This window comes from Solibacillus sp. FSL K6-4121 (assembly GCF_038002585.1).
GTDB lineage: Bacteria > Bacillota > Bacilli > Bacillales_A > Planococcaceae > Solibacillus > Solibacillus faecavium.
Genome location: NZ_JBBOCS010000002.1, coordinates 667460 through 687083, shown reverse-complemented (window position 1 = coordinate 687083; position 19624 = coordinate 667460). Strand labels below are relative to the sequence as shown.

Sequence of the window (19624 nt, the reverse complement as noted above, 5' to 3'; positions counted from 1 at the left end):
AAAGAAAAAAGCGATTGGGGGCCACCCAATCGCCTTGTACTACTGTAGATCCATCACGCATGAATCTTACTAACTTCATTGTATGAAAGTCTGGCTTACATGTCAATGAATTACTTTTATCATATGTGAAAGACTCCTGAATTATACGCTAAGGTTATGCCATTTTATTGACAAAAGCTCGAGAAATAGCCCCGTCTCCATCAGTATCTATACGAAGCGAACCATTTGAATAACGGTCAGCTCTCGTTAAGTTTGTTACTTGGATTGTTTCCACTATGCCTTTTTCTGTTTCAATTGTAAAAGTATCTTTAAAGCCAACAACTAAAATAGTATAAATACGGTGTGGGTTTGCTTTTAATTCTTTAAGTATTACAACACCGCGCTTTGCACGGTTGCCAAGCTCAAGCTCATTTAATAGCATTCGCTTTACGGCACCTCGTTGCGTCACGATAATTAACTCATGGTCTTGCTTCGGATTTAAAACAGCGACAGCAGCTAAGTACTCACCATCTTTTACAACAATCCCTTTAACACCCGCAGTTTTTACACCTGTTACAGGCAAGTCTTCCATTGGGAAACGAATGGTATAGCTAGTATTTGTGGATAATAGAACCTCTTCCTCCTCGGTAACAAGACGCGCAAAGATCATTTCGTCGTCACCTTTAAGGTTCATTGTTTTAATCGGTCTTGAATAACGTGTTACAACGTAATCCGTAAGGGCTGAACGTTTAATTTGCCCATCTCTCGTAGCTGTAAGCACATAAACATTCGGCTGCTCGAATGTCTCTATTCCCATTACCTCGATAATTTCCTCATTGGAGTCAATTGGTACAATACTTGAAATATGCTGACCTAAGTCTTTCCAACGAATATCAGGCAACTCATGAACCGGTTGATAAATATAGTGCCCTTTACTCGTAAACAGCAATAGATGATGCTGTGTATTTAAATTCGCTTCGTATATTAAGTAATCGGAATCCTTCATCGCGAAATCCTTCCCATTGGAAGCACTATGCGAACGAAGACTTGTCCGTTTAACATAACCATCTTTTGTAACAGTTACGACAACTTCCTCACTTGGCACCAATACATCGCGAGTCACTTTAATCTCTTCGATTTCTGCTTCGATCGTTGATAGGCGCGGTGATGGGAAACGCTTCTTAATATCGTTTAGTTCCGTCTTAATGACCCGAATTAATTTTTTCTCATCGCCCAAAATTGCTGATAATTTTACAATGAGCGCACTTAATTCATCTTGCTCGATTTGTAATTGTGTAATATCCGTATTTGTTAGACGGTAAAGTTGAAGGCTAACAATGGCTTCTGCCTGTTCTTCAGAAAAGTCGAATTTAGCGATAATATTATTTTTTGCATCGCGCTTATCTTTTGACGCACGGATTGTTTCTATCACTTCGTCTAAAATCGATAATGCTTTCATAAGTCCTTCGACAATATGTAATCGATCTTCTGCACGCGTAAGATCATATTGTGATCGGCGACGTACAATTTCCTTTTGGTGATCGATATAGGCATCCAGCATAAGGGGCAATGTCATCATCATCGGACGGCGATTATGAATAGCAATCATATTAAAGTTATAAGACACTTGTAAATCCGTTGATTTTAATAAAAAGTTTAAAATACCTTGTGCCTGTACATCTTTTTTTAATTCCACGACGATGCGCATTCCATCACGGTCCGATTCATCGCGAATTTCCGAAATACCATCTAAACGACGGTCATTCACACGCAATTCATCCATTTTACGAATCATGTTTGCTTTATTCACTTCGTATGGGATTTCTGAAATAATAATTTGCTCTTTATTCCCTTTTAACTGCTCGATTTCTGTGCGGGAACGAACAATAATTTTCCCTTTTCCTGTTTCATATGCCTTTTTGATGCCATCGACACCTTGTATAATGCCACCTGTCGGAAAATCAGGTCCTTTAATAACTGTCATCAGTTCATCGACTGTACAGTTTTGATTGTCTAAACGCATTAAAACAGCATCAAGGGCTTCTTGTAAGTTATGTGGAGGGATGTCTGTCGCATAGCCGGCAGATATCCCGGTAGCGCCATTTACCAACAGATTCGGAAAGCGTGATGGTAAAACAGTTGGTTCCATATCCTGATCATCAAAGTTTGGTACGAATTCAACCGTATTTTTATTGATATCACGCAATAGCTCTGCAGCAATGGCCGATAGACGTGCTTCTGTATAACGCATCGCGGCCGGCGGGTCTCCATCGACCGACCCGTTGTTACCGTGCATTTCAATTAACATGTGACGGCTTTTCCAATCTTGACTCATTCGGACCATTGCATCATACACAGAAGTATCCCCGTGCGGATGGTAGTTACCGATTACATTTCCGACCGTTTTTGCCGATTTACGGAATGGTTTGTCAAAAGTATTACCTTCATGGAACATCGCATATAATATACGGCGTTGTACTGGTTTTAAACCATCGCGTGTGTCCGGCAATGCACGGTCTTGAATAATATATTTTGAATAGCGACCAAAACGGTCACCCATTACTTCTTCTAATGGTAAGTCCTGAAATTTTTCAACAAAACTCATTTGTCTTTTGCCTCCTCATGCTGGATGAATTCATTTTCTAAAATGCTTGCATCCTCTTCCATGCCGAAGTTGACGTTTGATTCAATCCATTTACGACGGGGTTCTACTTTATCACCCATTAATGTAGTAATACGACGTTCCGCACGTGCACCATCTTCAATTTTTACACGAATTAATGTACGCGTTTCCGGATTCATCGTTGTATCCCAAAGCTGGTCAGCATTCATCTCACCTAGACCTTTATAGCGTTGGATAACGTAGCCTTTACCAATTTTCTGCGTAGCGGCACTAAGCTCCTGCTCTGTCCAGGCATATACAAGTTCCTGCTTCTTCCCGGAACCTTTCGACACTTTATACAATGGTGGCAATGCTATGTAGACTTTACCAGCTTCGATTAATGGACGCATATAGCGATAGAAAAATGTGAGTAAAAGTACTTGAATATGTGCGCCATCTGTATCGGCATCCGTCATAATGACTACTTTATCGTAACAGGCATCTTCCACATTGAAATCCGCGCCGACACCCGCACCAATTGTATGGATAATCGTAGCGATTTCCTCGTTTTTCATAATGTCCTGCAGCTTAGCCTTTTCTGTATTGATAACTTTACCACGTAAAGGCAAAATGGCTTGGAATGTACGATCCCGACCTTGTTTCGCAGAACCGCCGGCAGAATCACCCTCTACTAAATACAGTTCGTTTCTCGCTGCATTTTTAGATTGTGCAGGTGTTAACTTACCTGACAGCAATGTACTCGACTTTTTCTTTTTCCCATTTCTTGCGTCATCCCGTGCTTTACGGGCAGCTTCACGAACTTGGTGTGCACGAATCGCCTTTCGCACTAAAGATGCCGATAGCTCTGCGTTTTCCTCTAGTACATACAATAACTTTTCAGAAACGACTGTATCGACGACATAACGCGCCTCGGATGTACCGAGCTTGCCTTTCGTCTGACCTTCAAACTGGAGCAGATTCTCTGGAATACGTACTGAAACAATCGCAGTTAAACCTTCGCGAATGTCAACGCCCTCCAAGTTTTTATCTTTTTCTTTTAATAGACCAATTTTTCTTGCATATTCATTAAACACTCGTGTTAGAGCAGACTTCGCACCTGTTTCATGTGTTCCGCCATCTCGAGTACGAACATTATTTACGAATGAAAGAATCGTTTCGGAATAGCCATCATTAAATTGCAGGGCAAATTCCACTTCAATTTCCTGAAGTATACCTTCCACATATTTAACAGGATGCAGGACATCTTTTTCCTCATTTAAGTAAGCAACAAATGCTTCAATACCATTTTCATAGAAGAAAACTTCATGTTGTCCTTCAGCACGCTCATCGATCAATTCTATTTTTAAACCTTTTAATAAAAATGCTGATTCTCGCAGGCGCTCTGCCAGCGTGTCGTAATTATACTTTGTAGCTGAGAAAATCGATGAATCAGGCAGGAAGTGCACTAATGTACCTGTTTCCTTTGTATTTCCAATCATATCAAGCGATGTTGCCGGTTTACCACCCTGTTCGAAGCGTTGACGATAAATTTGCCCGTCACGGTAAATTGTCACTTCTAAAAAAGTGGACAACGCATTTACTACTGATGAACCTACACCATGTAAACCACCACTCGTTTTATAGCCGCCTTGTCCAAATTTACCACCTGCATGGAGTACTGTAAAAATAATTTCCGGAGTTGGCTTACCCATTTTATGCATACCTGTAGGCATACCACGACCATGGTCTCGTACGCTAATACTATTATCTTCATGAATCTTCACGATGATATGATTACCAAATCCAGCAAGCGCTTCATCCACTGCGTTATCTACAATTTCATACACTAAGTGGTGAAGACCTCGACTATCTGTAGAACCAATATACATCCCTGGTCTTTTACGTACGGCTTCTAAACCTTCTAATACTTGAATGGCATCTTCATTATAAGACATGCCTGATTGATTTTTAACCAAATGCAATCCCCTCCAAAAAATACAAACAAACGTTCTATTTACTACCTAATCGTACTTTCAAATATGCATGATGTCAATGTTTGAGCGTACTTTTTTAGGCTTTGCAAAGACTAATTGTATCATCAAAAACCGCCGTTTAAAAGCCTATCCTTTAATAGTTGATGTACAAATGTAACTTTTTTCCTGTTTACTTCGTAATATTACGAAAAAATAATACCTCTTTCCTTCTATTAAAAAACATTGTAGAATATTCATAACATACTATTAGTACCAACTAATAATTCTGACATTTGAAAGGAGCACAACTTCTTGATCAACGCTTTAATAATTATTTGTGCTTATTTAATCGGTTCCATCCCTTCTGCATTATGGATAGGGAAAATTTTTTATAAAACAGATATCCGAAAGCAAGGCAGCGGAAATTTAGGCACTACGAATACATTTAGAGTTCTAGGGAAGAAACCTGGAATTGCTGTCCTGCTAATTGATATTTTAAAAGGTACAGCAGCCGTTTTATTGCCGCTGTTAGCTGTTTTCAGTGATAGCACTGTTCATCCACTTATTCTTGGTATCGTTGCAGCAGCGGGACATATGTTCCCAGTATTTGCGAGCTTCCGTGGTGGTAAAGCCGTAGCTACAAGTGCAGGTATCATTTTAGGTTATAATTTGCCATTATTCTTTGTTTTACTAACTGTATTTATCATTTCATTAAAAATGACAAAAATGGTGAGCTTAACGTCAATGATTGCTTCTACAGTGGCGATCATCTATGTAACAATTAATTGGATTGTTACAGGTGAATATGCGCTCTTTATTTTAGTAGCAATTTTAGCTTCCTTTATCTTTTATCGTCACCGAGAGAATATTATACGCATAAAAAATGGAACTGAACCAAAAATTAAAGGTTTTTAACATCCAGGCTGAAAGTATAAACTTTCAGCCTTTTTTGTTTTATTTAAGCAGGCGCGGGTTTTGTAAGTTCTTTTCATTTCCTGCATAATGACAATAGAGGTGAATTGTATGGAAATTAAATTAACAGAAAAAGCAGTCGAATGGTTTAAAGAAGAAATGGAAATAGAACATGGGGACTATATTCGTTTTTATGCACGCTATGGCGGCTCATCTCCCTTCCATGAAGGCTTTTCATTAGGAATGACACGTGAGGAGCCACATGAAATAGGGATTGAAACTGTTATAGAGAATGTACACTTCTTTATTGAAAAGTCAGATGAATGGTTTTTTAATCACCACAATCTAATTGTAGACGTCGACGAGTCAATGGACGAGTTACGCTATTCCTATGAAAAATAGCATTAAAAAGTAATAATATTTTAAATTTATTGTAAATCCGTTTTTCATCCTTGTAATCGCTATAATGTGTAAAGATGATATTGACTACAAGAAGAGGGATTACAATTGAACGTGAAACAAGGATTTTATTGGCGCTGCCTATTTTTTATCGCAGGTATTATCGTTTTGTCATTAGGGATTGCCTTAACGATTAAAGGACAAACAATCGGAGTAGGTTCATGGGACGTGCTCCATATAGGACTTTATAAAAATCTCGGCTTAACAATCGGGGCTTGGTCCATCATTATCGGGTTACTTATTTTAGCGATTGACTCGATGTTATCAAAAAGATTACCGAAAATAGGTACCTATTTAGATATGTTTTTAACAGGTATTTTTATTGATATCTTTTTATATGTGTTGCCTCATGCTCACAACCTTTTGGAACAAACTTTATCGTTTGTCGTGGGAATTGTATTACTAGGTATCGGTTGTGGGATGTATATGGTGGCTAACCTCGGTGTCGGACCACGCGATACCTTAATGCTTTTATTAGTCCGTCGTTTAGGCTGGAGCGTGAACCGTGCACGTACGACAATGGAAGTATCAGTTGCTGTTATAGGCTTCCTATTAGGTGGTCCTGTTGGCGTAGGAACAGTAATAATGGCATTCGGCTTAGGGCCAGTTGTTCAGTGGGCTTTAAAATGGAATGAAAAGCTATTTTACCGCGCAGCAGGTGTAGAAAGCGCCGTAATTTAAATTGTGATGAAAGCGAACTTATTAGGTTTGCTTTCTTTTTTTATCAACAATTGTGACAATATTCAAAAAACACTTTCAGAATTTGAATAAATCAAGCATAGTAGTAATTGGAGGTGTTTTTTATGATAAAAATCGAAAATGTCCATCTTTACCGCAATGAAAAAGTAATTTTGAATAATTTAGACTGGCATGTACAAAAAGGACAGCATTGGGCCATTTTAGGCTTGAACGGTTCAGGAAAAACAACCTTGTTAAAAGTAATCAACGGCTATATTTGGCCGAACAATGGTAAAGTGCAAGTACTAGGTGAAACTTTCGGCAATACATATATCCCTACCCTCCGAACACGCATCGGCTGGGTAAGCAATGCAATGATTGACAGCTTCAACTGGCAGGATAATGCAATTGAAATTGTGCTTAGCGGAAAGTTTGGTGCGCTCCGTCTATTTAATGACGTGTCCGATGCGGAAATTGAGCAGGCACTATCCTTTATGAGACAGTTTCATTGCGATCATTTGGCGAATAAATCTTTTGAGCATTTATCGCAAGGTGAACGACAACGTGTACAAATTGCACGTGCTTTAATGGCAGAACCAGAAATATTAATATTGGATGAACCATGTGGCGGACTCGATCTTATAGAGCGGGAAAACTTACTGCAAAAGATTGAGCAAATAGCACAAGGCAATCACTGCCCTACACTTATTTATGTAACGCATCATGTAGAAGAAATTTTACCTTGTTTTAGCCATGTACTGTTAATGAAGGATGGTAAAAGCGTAGCTGCAGATACTCGCGAAGTCATATTGAATGAACAATTGCTAAGTGACTTTTTTGGCCGTGAAGTAAGTTTGCAAATACAACAAGAACGTGCATGGATTGCAGTGAAATAGAAGTGAGCGGCTGAGCTATAACCTAAAAATTGATTTCCATTCCGGGACGCTTTCCGCGGGCACGGCCTGAGCCTGTAGTCTCAGGCGTCGTGCTTTTCCCGCTGGAGTCGCCCTCCATTCCAATCAATTTTTTATTTCTTTCCTAGCCATTTTTTTAAATATGATATTCGATATTTTCCTCAACAAAGTGCCATTCATAAGGTGTTTCTTGGTATACGTAATAGTTTAACCAGTTGTAGAACAATAGATGTGAATGGGCACGCCATACATTTTTTGGTGCATTTTGTGGGTCATTATTTGGGAAGTAATTAATTGGAACTTCCGTATTTTCCGGATCCTTTTCGATATCTCGGAAATATTCGTCCGATAGAGTCGTCGCATCATACTCTAAATGGCCTGTAATCATGATGTGCTTATTGTTTTTTGATTGAACGATAAATACCCCCGCATCGTCCGAATAGCTGAGCAGACGCAAATCTGGGTGCGCACGGACTTCGTCAATCGAGACAGATGTATGACGTGAATGAGGCGCAACATATTCATCACTGAAGCCTCGTACTAAATCGACCGTTAAATCGGTAATCACATGTGAATAGACGCCGGAGCATTTTTTAGGCAGCTCAAATTTCCCGATGCCGAAATGATGATACAGTGCAGCTTGTGCTCCCCAACATATATACATGATTGATGTAACATTTTGATCGGCCCAATCCATTACATCGGTAATTTCCTTCCAATAGCCCACATCTTCAAATTGCATTTTCTCTACCGGTGCACCTGTGATGATCAGACCATCATAACGGCGGTGTTTAATTTCATCGAATGTTTGATAGAACGTATCTAAATGTGATTTGGAAACGTTTTTTGATTCATATGTAGCGGTATTTAAAAATGTCACATCTACCTGTAGTGGTGTATTCCCGAGTAAACGCAATAATTGGAGCTCGGTTTTTTCCTTTTCCGGCATTAAATTGAACACTAAAATATTCAAAGGTCGAATTTGCTGAGTTTTCGCCCGGTCTTCCTCCATAACGAAAATTTTCTCTTTTCTCAGCAGCTCACCGGCCGGTAAATGTTTCGGAATATTAATCGGCATTACACTGTCCCCCTCTAATCTTTCTAAATAATCTTAGTTTCATAACGAAAGCTATTTCAAGCTTCTTTCCTTTCAAGTAAATCATAATAGCCGCAGGGGTTTGATTATTGGAGCAAGTACTTTCATACTTGCTGAAAAAACAAAAAACCCCTCATTCCAGCACAACAGAAATGAGAGGTTAATATACCCGTTCTTATCTGCCAAGGACATTGCCTTGCTGGAAGTAGCACCTTTCTAGTTATACTAGAGGTTGCTGAAGCATCTACGGGCCAAGTTCCCTCCGCTTCTCTTGATAAGACTATTAAATTGACACTAGTGTAACACGGTAGCGTAAGTTTTGCAATAATTCAAAAAAATATATAAAACAAATACTGTCATGACTACACTTATACATCAATAATTTAATTATATTTAATTAGGGGTACTTTTATTTATAAATTATTTAACTTCTTATGAAATCTATGTAATTTCCATAATAAATCATACTTCTTAAAAAAAAGAAGCGTATTGTATTTTCGACGATAAAAAACAACACTCATTTGAAGTTTCTCAATTTCAATATTGTAATTTGTAGTTGTGTGGGTTCCATTAATAAATATAGTTATAAGCATCTCCACCAACAAAAGTGGGCTTATCTTCTAGGGGATAAGGAACAGGGAACAAGCACAACACACTTTACTCTTAATAGCTATAGTGGGCAGGTCTCCTGACTTTGCTTCATCCTACTCGTTCTATCTGTTTTAAATAGTTAGTAATAAACTTTCTTCAGCATTCTTTCTGTCCGTTTCCCTCATATATGAAATAAGGTGAATCAACCTTTAATTGTTTACTGATAAATCTCTTATAGTTCTCTTCAAGAACTTTTTCAAAACTGTTCACTATGCGACTAATATCTTCAAGTTTGCCTGTTTCTTCAAATATCTTTTTCACTTTATAATCCAATCTTCTTGAATAGTTGGTTAGATACTCTTTGGCTACAGCCATCAACTGTTCTTCTAAATCCCAGCCTTCGTTAAAGTCATTTATAAGTCCTTCACGAAGGACTCTTTCAAGTCCTTCTATAAATTCTTTATAACTACCAACCTTACCTATGCTTTCTAGAATTTCTTTTTCATCGTAGTTTCGTATAGGGTCTCCCCAATGCATAATTTCTAAGTCAAATTCTAAGTTTCGTACAATTTGCGACAATAACACTCTCATCTCTTCAACTAGTTTTTTATCCCAAGAATACTTAATACCTATGATTTTAAAAGCTTGGTCATAGGAAACTTCCATTAATTGACATCTCGTAGAACACCAGAAAGATCTAAAGCCATCATGCAACTCTCTTAATACCTTTTCTCTTAGTTCATAGTTATCCATTGTCATTATCTTCCCCCAAAACCCCCGCTAGTATATCAAAAACGCCTTTCAACTTTAGCCCTCCTTATTATCGAGTCGGCAAAATTTACCAAACGATAATAGCATACCTCAAACACAAAAAAAAACAATAAAAAGTGTGCTACGTCATTATAAACGGCTGTAATAAATTTAGATATATAATTAATGACTCAATAAATCAATTCTTGATTACTCTCAAGTGCATACAGATATCACAACCGCGCTATTTCATGAAAAACTGATGCAAGTAAAATTTTCTATCCGCTTTAAAAGATTCAAATGCGAATTTAACAACAAAAAATACACCTCTCATTATCTAAAATCATAGATAATAAGAAGTGTATTAAAATAAATAAATTGTAAAATACTCAGCATCTTATAAAGCGGCTCAAACCCTTGATATTACTGGGTTTTCAATATATATATATATATATATATATATATATATATATTTACTCAGGCTTTAGATGCTCTTTCTCATAATTGAATAAAATCGTTTCAAGTCTTTCATCCCATGCACCTGTTAATGTATTATATACACGCATAAAATGGCGATTTTCCTTTTTATCCATTAGTGAGAAACATAGAACCGGAATATCGTTAATTTGAATCGATTCGGTCGATATAACTTTTGTAATAAAAGTTGGGGCTTCCTGTTCAGCCAATGGTTGTTCGCTTAACTGCCGCTGAATAAATTCTATCAGCATCGATTCTTCAATCGCTTCAATTTCCTCGTCTTCAATCGTCGGAAACGGTTCAGGAAATTCCTCTAAATCAGCGAACTCCTCTAGGTCCCCTTCCAGTAGCTGTTCATGAATTGGACTGTATTGTACAAAATGACTTGTTTGCTCAAGCTCTTCTTCAAAAATACCCGATTCAAGCTGCGCCATTCCTTTTGCCGTAAGTGTGAACACTTCATTTTCTTTTTCAATCATGCCCATTCGTAACATTTTATTCGTTAAATCATGGATAAATAACGGTTCAACTAATAAAATTTCCGCTAAAAGCTCGACATTTTTCAGCTTCGCCTTCTGGAATGAAATGAGCATCATCTTCATTAAAATATCCATCGCATTCCGCATAACAGGATGATAATGCACTTCCAACGTGTGAATTGGAATGGCGTATTGCATCTGCTTTTGAATTTCGATGTTCGGATTTTCGTTAAGTTCTTTTTGTAATTGTCCGGTTATGCTGTTTAAATCCACTGTATACACCTTTCCTTACATTGCAAAATAGCCGCTTTGCTCTTTTACTGTATTTAATACATGGGAATACATATCGCGTGTTTTCGCATGTTTTGGACGTTTTGTAAACATATCGGTGCTGCCGATCATAATAAGCAGTTCACGTGCGCGGGATAATGCAACATTTAGACGGCGATAATCTTTGGCAAACCCAATTTCTCCGCGCTCATGATCATGGTTACGCACCATACTGACGATAATAACGTCCATCTCCATGCCCTGGAACTTATCGACCGAGCCTGTACGGATGTGCAGATGCGGTAAGCTAAGTTCCTGTTCGATAAGACGGTTTATGCGTCTTACTTGCTCCGCGTAAAACGAAATGACTCCAACAGATTTTAGAGCATCTTGCGGGATTAACCCTTCCGCTTTTGCTTTTGCAGTCGCTTCATTCATTTCCATTAATTGTTGTTTAATCTGATCAAGCTCTGCTACATTGAATAAGCTTGAACCTTCTTTTACACGCTGTTCAAAATACGGCTTTTCATTCGGAATATCCAGCCACATTAAATGGTTGTCGCGCGTAATTTTAGAAGTTTGCAGGAAGTGATCGCGTACAGCATCCGAATCTTCCAAACCACATTGCAGACTTTCCTGTTCATTTTCATAAAACGGCGTGATAGTTGACATAATATTTTTATGCATACGATATTGCAGCGCAAGCATCGTTTTATTTTGGTTAGGTAAGTTATTGTAAAGGCGTTCGAATAACGATTCTTCCAGTAGTTTTTCTAGTTCTCGTTTTTCCTCAAACGTCGTACTTTCTTTTACTACTTGCTCCAACGTTTCTTCAAATGTTGCATCTCCTACAAGTGGTGGCAATTGGTGGTGATCTCCTACTAAAATGATTTTTGCACCTTTTAACATCGGTAATAGTAGTTCGGGTGGTGTCGCCTTTGATACTTCGTCAATTATGACAACATCAAATGTTGGATAGTTGTCCATAAACTCTTTATTTGCCGACGCTACACATGTTGTACCAATGACATTTGCATGCTTCACATATAATTTTCTGATTTCATCTAAATCGTGCGCATTCGCATTTTCCAGTAACCCGTACCACTCGTTTTGAAGCTCGGCTGTCACGGGTAGTAAATCGATTTTCACTTGTAATGTTGCAATTTGCGCTGTGAAATGCTCAATTTTTTCGTTTACTGCTACAATAGCTTGTTCTGGATTTAGCTTCGTTAATTGTTCAAGCTCTGTACGGCGTTTTTCGAGTTGCACGCCTTCACTGTTGATTTCTTTAAAGCGTGCCGTCATGTCTTCAACAGTCGTAGTGCCAAGTGCAATCTGTTCATCCAGTACCGCAAGTTCTTCTGCTTTTTTACTGTGCTGAAGCTCTAATCTTTCTCGATTTTGGCGCTGTGTTTCAAACTTCATTTGCTCCAGCTCGTTTGTAGCCAGCAATTCTTCCAGTTCATCCGTTGTATGTCTGACGACGATTGAAGGGTCCACATTTCCTTTTATTGAATCGATTTGAGTTTGGATCGCAGCAGCTTCACCCTGCAATTTTTGAAGAACCTGTGCCTTCTCGTCATTTTGCTCCTTGAACTGAAGTGTGATTTCTTCTTTAAGCTTTTCAAAAATAAGTACCGTTTCACGAATCGAATCCATATACTTATTGTTCAGCTGATCAATATATTGCATACGCAAATGGATGCCCTGAATGGAGCGTATCCCGTTTTGTGCATTTACTTTCTTGTCGCGAAATGCCTTGCTTAGTTTCGTTAAAAATTCCTGTACTTCTTCAAGTGAATAATGATGATTCATTTCCAGTTGATCTGGTGTTACATGAATGCCAAGTGCTGTTTCACTGTAAGTCAGTGCTTTTTCAAGTCGTTCCTTTACATCCTTTATAGGCTTGTATTGCTCCATTTGAGGCTGGATACGCTCTAGAGCAGTAAGTAATCGATCCATTGCATAGTTTCGGCGAATATTGTATTCAGTCATGAATGCTTCAATTTCATACACTTTTTTCAAAGAGGCAATTTTGTCGACGATCTTTCCATATTCCGAAGTTTCATTCGCACGTTGGATTTTTAATTGAATGGCTTCATACTGCTGCTCATAACGATGAAGAACGGACTTGTATTTACTTTGTGCAATTTGCTTTTCATAGTCAATTTTCGCTTCACTCAGCTTTTCCTGCTGTTCTGTATGCTGTTCAACAGTCATTCCATCTGCTAATTGCTGTTCGAAGTTTGCGACTGTTTCAGCTGTTGTACTTTGCACGGTTTGTAGTTTTTCGAGTTTACGTTCATTTTCTTCAAGTTCTTTCTTGCATAACGTCAACTCTTTTTTTAAAGCACTGATTTTTTCCGCCAATACATGCAGCTCTGCTTTCGCCGCTTCTTTTTGCTCGATTTGCTTTTCAAGTTCTAGCTTTTGTTCATTTAGTGCCTGAATTTCCTTTTGTGCGTGGTCAATTTCCTCGTTTAAAAGCTGTTCTTTTTTTGTATGCAATGAAATTTCATGGCCGATCGCATTAAACGTTTGCTCCTGCCAATACGCCGCTACATTTTCTTCAATAAACTTTTTGCCTTCTTCTTCAATACTTTCTGTACGGCCATAACGCAAAATTCGGATATCCTTATTCGACAATAGACGACTTAATGCATTGTCCACAGCTAAGTTTGATTGGGATGCAACGAGCGTTTTTAAACCAGCTTTGGCGTTTTGGTAGCAAATTTCTGAAATTACCGTCGTTTTACCAGTACCGGGTGGACCTTGAATAACGTATAAATCTTCTGCACTCATTGCCCCTTCAACTGCCTGCTGCTGGTACGTATTTAACTGATTATGAAAATCGATTGATAACGGCTGTTTCCGCTCTGCAATCGTTGGTTTGTCTTCAAATAAAATCGTTTCCAAATTGGCATTGGCCGCTAATCCTTCTTTTAACCGCTCAAATCCTTTTAATAAACGCTTTAGCTGTGATTTTGTCGCAGCATTGGAAAATTCAACGTCCTCTGATTGAAAATGTAGTTCATTTCTGCGAGCCAAATTACTGTAATAAGGCTTTAGTGCAATTTCAACAGTATTTTCATTTCGACGAATTTTTGCGACGTCTCCAATTTCCTGGACATAACCACGTAGTCGGGCACTTAAGCCTTCCAGCTGTTTCCATTGTTTATTATCCAGATTGGAAATGCGCAATGTCATATGGGTAAAATCCGCATCATATGTAACGGCCGAGAAACGGGCATGTATATCTTCAATATCTGCATTTTTATTTAAAACTTTTAAATAGCCTTCCCAGCTACTAATTCTTTTATTTACGTAGTCAAAGCGTTCTTGTGCTATTGGCAACTCGGCAATTGCCTGTAAAAATGGCGCTTGGTATGTATGCCCACTAATTCGTGAAGCGACAAAATGAATTTTCATTGTTGCGCGGCGATTTGTTACGACCGGTGTACCTTTACCACGTGAACGGAAGCTTTTTGCAACGAGGCCATTTTTCGGATCGAAAACACAATCCATAATGACAACACGATCATCAAATTTACTTTTCAGCTTTAAATTTTTCTCATTATCGAAATAAATCGTAATATGTGTTTGTTCATCTTCCACAGAAACTTTTTCAATTGCGACGTAAAAATATTGTTGTAAATTAAAAAAGGCGTGTTCATCAGGAACATGCTCCTTCATTGCTTCACGTGCAGTATTTGTAAGTAAAATATGGCAGCGGGTTTGCACATTCGTGATTGTTTTTGATGCCATGAACACACCTCCCTTATCTTTTAATCATAACCTTCATTATATCAATATTTTACGGACACGTGCAAAAATATTATATAGCTGTATTTCGCCTTTAAAGCATTTTTTTAGTAAAAGCTTATTGTATAAAGGATGTCATGTGACCATTTGCTTAACTATTCTCACCAGTTATATTTTTATTTTAAATTTCATATTTATTAAAGGTTTAACCATATACTTAACGAATTTTATGAAGGAAGAAAGTTAACTAAGCCAAGAGGGGGTGAATCACGATGTACGAATACAAATTTATTCAAATTGAGTTAAAGAAAGGTTTATTGAAGGCAACTGCAAAAGAAGATTATCGTGAAATTATAAAAGAAGAGGCAAAAAATGGCTGGAGACTCGTTCAAATTTTTGCACCGAGTGTTGTCGGTTATGGATCTGCAGAGAACTTTGAGTTGATTTTTGAAAAAGAAATTAAATAAAAACTGTTTGTAACGTCAACTAAATCAAAAAATGTATACCCCTGTTCTAAATTTAATGCCTAGCCGGTACTTTATTTCTAGAACAGGGGTTTCTCTATTTTAACTTTTCCTCCACTAAATTTGTCAGTCTTTCTTCCGCATAGTAAAATCCGAATTGTGATTTACCTTGTTCGATTTGTTTGCGGTGTTCTACTAGCTTTTTCGATGCCAAAGTTTCATTTCCGGAAAGTTTCGCAATCATCCACTCACTACGCTTATAGCTAATCGGCTCAATTGGCGCAATCATCTTATGTAACTCACTCATTTCCTCTAATGCTGCTGTATGTCCCAGCATTACTAAATCCAGTTGCTTTATATGTGTTATGAATTGCATTGTCATTTTATTTTTCTTTGTCACTGGGATTGATTTATATTCAGTTATGGCTTTTGAAGCGGTTTCGTAATCATACTTCAATAAATCATAGTAAAACAGCAAATAGCTAGTGCTAATATTTTCTTCACTTGGTTGTACTGTTCTTGCTTGCTCCACTAAATTACTTGACCATGATGTCGGGTGAACCGGTGTCATCATTTCTTTCATCAGTATAAGCGAGCTAACGAACTGATTCTGATCTTTATCCGATAATAGTTCAAGTATTACACGTCCATCTGATTTCATTCCTCCGTTAAACGGAATAGCTGTTACTAGAAAAATAACAACATTCAACACCCCGAAAAATAATATAATTTGCAGATTAAAAATATAACCTAAAATAAGAGAACCGCTACCTACTATTAGCGAAATAATAGGTCCCCCTGCTGCAAACCAAAGATGTTGACGACGTATAATTTGTAAGTCATCTGTTTTTGGCAAACAACTTGCGACGCCACCGAAAAATGCCCAGCTTTTATTAGCGCTAATCTTATTACGTTCAATCGTAATAGGTCCGGCCGTTAAAAAGTTAAACTGATACCCTGCCGCCACCGCAAACAAGGCATGCCCTAGTTCATGGATAAAAAATGTCGCTATAGCGAGCACACTAAATAACCAAATCGTTTGAAATGTATCCGCAAAAGCTGTTAATTGAAAACCGAGCGCCACGAGCGAAAATAAAATGGTCACTCCTAATGGACTTTTAATAAATTGCATATCTACTACCCCCAAAGTCTGTAATTAGCCTGTCGTTTCTTACCCATAATTATATCCAAATATAGTAAAATAGTATATCATCCTTATAAAATGAGGTTGCTTTTCTAATAAAATTTCACTTGATTTTTTATATTTTATTTTTGCATAAAATTCAATTTATGCTAAAGCAGAGTGGCGCGGGGCGAAGAAACGCCAAAAACTTTTTTCAACGAAAAGAGTTGTGCGATGTGTAGGGACGGACTCCTTGGCAAATAGTATAATATATACTTTTATTTCCTGAAATTGAAAATTAAAAGAGCTTAGCTGTTTGTACAGCTAAGCTCCTTTTGATCATATAAAATTAATTATTAGCCCTTAATTCTTGCCACTTCTGCATATTTTGCATCCCAAGCTGGGTCTACTTTTTTTAATGCTACCGGGCGGAAATTTTCCTTTTTCACTAAAATATGCTGAGACTTCGCCGTTACTGCAACAGTCCCGTCTTCATGTAAAATTTCATAGCCATATGTAGTGCGCAGCTTCGTATGCTCCTCAATCCAAGTCCGTACTGTCGCAGTTTGACCATAGCGCATCGCTGCCTTGTACTGAATCGAAAAATCCATCACTGGCGATAAGTAGCCATCTTCTTCAAGCTTTGCATAATTAAAACCTAAATCCTTTAAAATTTGCGTACGCCCTATTTCGCACCATACAAGGTAATTCGCATGATACACGACACCCATCTGATCGGTTTCAGCATAGCGTACTTCTACTGTTGTTTCTGAAATAAACATTCAATTCACCTCTAGAAGGTATTATAGCGTTAATAATGGTGATGTGTAACGAAAAATAATTTAAATTCTAATTCATTTATGTTCGAATGCCCCGAATCAGTTCCCCATCGTTGAATAGGATAACGGAGAAGGAGGTGATTTTTCATGGGATACCAAGGTGGATACCAAGGTAATACTAACAACTACGGAAACTACGGTGGTGGTTACGGTGGTGGCAACGGAGGCGGCTACGGCGGCGGTACTGGTTCAACATTCGCTTTAATCGTTGTTTTATTCATTCTTTTAATTATTGTCGGCGCTACTTTCATCTACTAAAATCTTTGTGCCTAAAATCATCTGTTGCTAACGGTTAAAAGGGTCACCTCCCCCGAGTGACCCTTTTAGTATTTGTTATCCGTACAAAATTACTTCCAACGCTCCAAAATATTTATCCTAAACCATTAATTTGATCAAGCGCTGATTTGAACGCTTGCTTTTCACCGATTTCTCTAAATTCTCTAAATGGATTACCGAGTGTACGCATCCGTTCCATTACATGGATAGTCGTAAACTTTTTTGGCTTTAACTGTTCGTTAACCTCATCCCAATATAAGGGCGCGGCTACCAATCCATTGGCATTACCACGCGTAGAATAGGGCGCTACGATTGTCTTACCTTCCCTGTGCTGGACATAATCCAAATATAATCTATTTCCCCTATTTTTTTTAAGCCGCTCAATTGTAAACCATTCGGGATATTGCTGCTCTAAAAATTTACATATAAATTCGGTAAAAACCCCGGTTTCTTCATATGAAAAAGTATTAAACGGCAAGGGAATATAAACTTGCATGCCCTTTCCACCTGAAGTTTTGATAAATGATTGAAGATTAAAATGATCCAGTATAACTTTAAGCTTTAATGCTGCATTCACTGCCAAATGAAATTCTTCGACGGATGGCGGGTCCAAGTCAAAGACAATCTCGGTCGGTTTATCCGTATGAATTGTCTGAAATGGAATATGGAATTCTATAGCTAACTGGTTTCCTAGCCATAAAAGCGTTTCGATATTATTACAAATCACATAATTTGTCTCATCCGCAATATGCGTTGTTACATAGTCCGGTATATTTTCCAAGTAGTTCTTTTGATAAAAACTTTCCCCCGGTAAGCCATGTGGATAACGAATAACAGTTAACAGACGGTCCTTTAAAAAAGGCATCATAAAAGGTGCTGTCTCTTGAAGGTAGAGTAAAAAATCATCTTTAATAATTGCATTCACAGGGAATACTGGTTTTTCCGGATGTGTTACAGTTACGTTTTCAGGTATTGGATTTAACTGACGTTGCATACTTTTCCAATGGCATTCTTCCGGATTTATATGATGCTGGAACGCATGAAATCTTGGTTCCCTTAATTTAGTGCCATCAAAATCAATACACGCAATCGAAACACATATCGAAGCAGGGATTTCCGATATTTCATTTCCTAGTAATGTGCCATTTGTCTTAAAAAAAGTTGTAAGTGTTTTGTATTCCTCTTCTTTTAAACCGTGTTTAAATGAGACAATTTCCTGTAATGTACCATCTTTAAAAATTGCTCCGGCAAAAAAACCATTAGATTTATCGAACTTCGTTAAAATAACATCTACATATTTCCAGTTTTTTATTTTTATCCAGCTAGCAGTTCTTGTTCCTTCCATCCATTTACTTGTTTTTTTCTTGGCAATAACCCCTTCCCCGTTATGTGTTTTCACATTCTGCCAAACAAAAGTACTATCTTCAAAAGTAACTATAGCCTGCAGTCGCATAGCATTCATGTAATTTATAGTAGTAGGGAGATTGATCGTATTGAAAAACTTATTCAGCATTTGCTTTCTAGTAGTCAACTGGCTATTAATTTTTGACTTTCCCTCATAGATCAGTAAATCAAAAGCAATATAATGACAAGGAAAAGTATCCGCATGGGATTCAATCGTTTCGGCATTATTCATTCTTCCCCGCTTTTGTACTACTGAAAATTCACTATGGAAATTATTTGTTAAATAAACTAATTCCCCGTCGAAAATTACAGGTAAATATGGAGCTATCTCGTCATAAATACGCTCACAGTACTTTATAATTTCCGGGAATTTATCATTAAGTATATTGCCGTTTCTAGATTTTAAAATAGGAAAATGCATTCCTTTATCCCAGGAAAGAATGCAGCGGTATCCATCATACTTTGGTTCATATAACCAATCACCAACTGGTATTTCATTTGAATCAGTTAATAACATTGGTTTCAAATTTCCAACCAACTTTCGTTTTTCTACTATCTTTCGTTTTTTTTACTAAG

At 37.7% G+C, this 19624-nt stretch carries 15 protein-coding genes and 1 riboswitch; of the genes, 6 read left to right on the top strand and 9 right to left on the bottom strand.

Going from position 1 to position 19624, the window contains the following annotated elements; all coding sequences use genetic code 11:
• Positions 1–154: 154 nt before the first annotated feature.
• Both parC and parE read right to left on the bottom strand, forming a co-directional pair.
• Entirely contained in the window at positions 155–2584 is a 2430-nt protein-coding gene (parC, locus tag MHH95_RS12810; RefSeq protein ID WP_340727898.1) for a DNA topoisomerase IV subunit A, read from the bottom strand.
• Entirely contained in the window at positions 2581–4536 is a 1956-nt protein-coding gene (gene parE, locus MHH95_RS12805; RefSeq protein ID WP_445683025.1) for a DNA topoisomerase IV subunit B, read from the bottom strand. Before parE ends, parC begins: the two co-directional genes overlap by 4 nt.
• A 330-nt stretch (positions 4537–4866) precedes the next feature.
• Between parE and plsY the strand changes: the two genes are divergently transcribed.
• The 4 genes from plsY (at position 4867) to MHH95_RS12785 (ending at position 7499) form a co-directional block, all read left to right on the top strand.
• Complete coding sequence (gene plsY, locus MHH95_RS12800) at positions 4867–5469, top strand: glycerol-3-phosphate 1-O-acyltransferase PlsY (protein ID WP_340727896.1); 603 nt, start codon at positions 4867–4869, stop codon at positions 5467–5469.
• Positions 5470–5577: 108 nt separating this feature from the next.
• The gene (locus MHH95_RS12795; RefSeq protein WP_191699024.1) at positions 5578–5868 is read left to right on the top strand and encodes a HesB/YadR/YfhF family protein; all 291 of its coding nucleotides are present in this window, start codon (positions 5578–5580) and stop codon (positions 5866–5868) included.
• A gap of 111 nt (positions 5869–5979) precedes the next feature.
• Positions 5980–6606, top strand: coding sequence for a YczE/YyaS/YitT family protein (locus tag MHH95_RS12790; RefSeq protein ID WP_340728762.1), 627 nt, complete (start codon positions 5980–5982; stop codon positions 6604–6606).
• Positions 6607–6728: 122 nt separating this feature from the next.
• On the top strand, positions 6729–7499 hold the full coding sequence (locus MHH95_RS12785; protein ID WP_340727895.1) for an ABC transporter ATP-binding protein: 771 nt from the start codon (positions 6729–6731) through the stop codon (positions 7497–7499).
• Positions 7500–7653: 154 nt separating this feature from the next.
• Here the strand turns inward: MHH95_RS12785 and metA are convergent, their stop codons facing one another.
• From metA to MHH95_RS12765, 4 genes are all read right to left on the bottom strand, one after another.
• Positions 7654–8595, bottom strand: a complete 942-nt coding sequence (gene metA / locus MHH95_RS12780) for a homoserine O-acetyltransferase MetA (protein ID WP_340727894.1) — start codon at positions 8593–8595, stop codon at positions 7654–7656.
• A 190-nt stretch (positions 8596–8785) separates the two neighbouring features.
• A riboswitch (SAM riboswitch) is annotated at positions 8786–8894 on the bottom strand.
• 466 nt (positions 8895–9360) lie between these two features.
• Entirely contained in the window at positions 9361–9963 is a 603-nt protein-coding gene (locus MHH95_RS12775) for a hypothetical protein (RefSeq protein ID WP_340727893.1), read from the bottom strand.
• Positions 9964–10427: 464 nt separating this feature from the next.
• Positions 10428–11183, bottom strand: coding sequence for a nucleoside-diphosphate sugar epimerase (locus MHH95_RS12770; protein WP_340727892.1), 756 nt, complete (start codon positions 11181–11183; stop codon positions 10428–10430).
• 15 nt (positions 11184–11198) lie between these two features.
• Complete coding sequence (locus tag MHH95_RS12765) at positions 11199–14945, bottom strand: AAA domain-containing protein (protein ID WP_340727891.1); 3747 nt, start codon at positions 14943–14945, stop codon at positions 11199–11201.
• Between the two features lie 269 nt (positions 14946–15214).
• Here MHH95_RS12765 and MHH95_RS12760 point away from each other — a divergent pair, with 269 nt between their 5' ends.
• Entirely contained in the window at positions 15215–15409 is a 195-nt protein-coding gene (locus tag MHH95_RS12760) for a DUF4177 domain-containing protein (RefSeq protein ID WP_340727890.1), read from the top strand.
• A 94-nt stretch (positions 15410–15503) separates the two neighbouring features.
• Here the strand turns inward: MHH95_RS12760 and MHH95_RS12755 are convergent, their stop codons facing one another.
• Both MHH95_RS12755 and MHH95_RS12750 read right to left on the bottom strand, forming a co-directional pair.
• A complete protein-coding gene (locus tag MHH95_RS12755) occupies positions 15504–16538 on the bottom strand; it encodes a site-2 protease family protein (RefSeq protein WP_340727889.1) in 1035 nt (344 codons plus the stop codon).
• Positions 16539–16885: 347 nt separating this feature from the next.
• Complete coding sequence (locus MHH95_RS12750; protein ID WP_191699030.1) at positions 16886–17311, bottom strand: acyl-CoA thioesterase; 426 nt, start codon at positions 17309–17311, stop codon at positions 16886–16888.
• Between the two features lie 144 nt (positions 17312–17455).
• Between MHH95_RS12750 and MHH95_RS12745 the strand changes: the two genes are divergently transcribed.
• A complete protein-coding gene (locus MHH95_RS12745) occupies positions 17456–17626 on the top strand; it encodes a YjcZ family sporulation protein (protein WP_339216529.1) in 171 nt (56 codons plus the stop codon).
• A 112-nt stretch (positions 17627–17738) separates the two neighbouring features.
• Here MHH95_RS12745 and MHH95_RS12740 read toward each other — a convergent pair whose 3' ends face one another.
• Positions 17739–19574 (bottom strand): DNA ligase D, encoded by a 1836-nt coding sequence (locus tag MHH95_RS12740; protein ID WP_340727888.1) that lies wholly within the window; start codon positions 19572–19574, stop codon positions 17739–17741.
• Positions 19575–19624 lie beyond the last annotated feature (50 nt).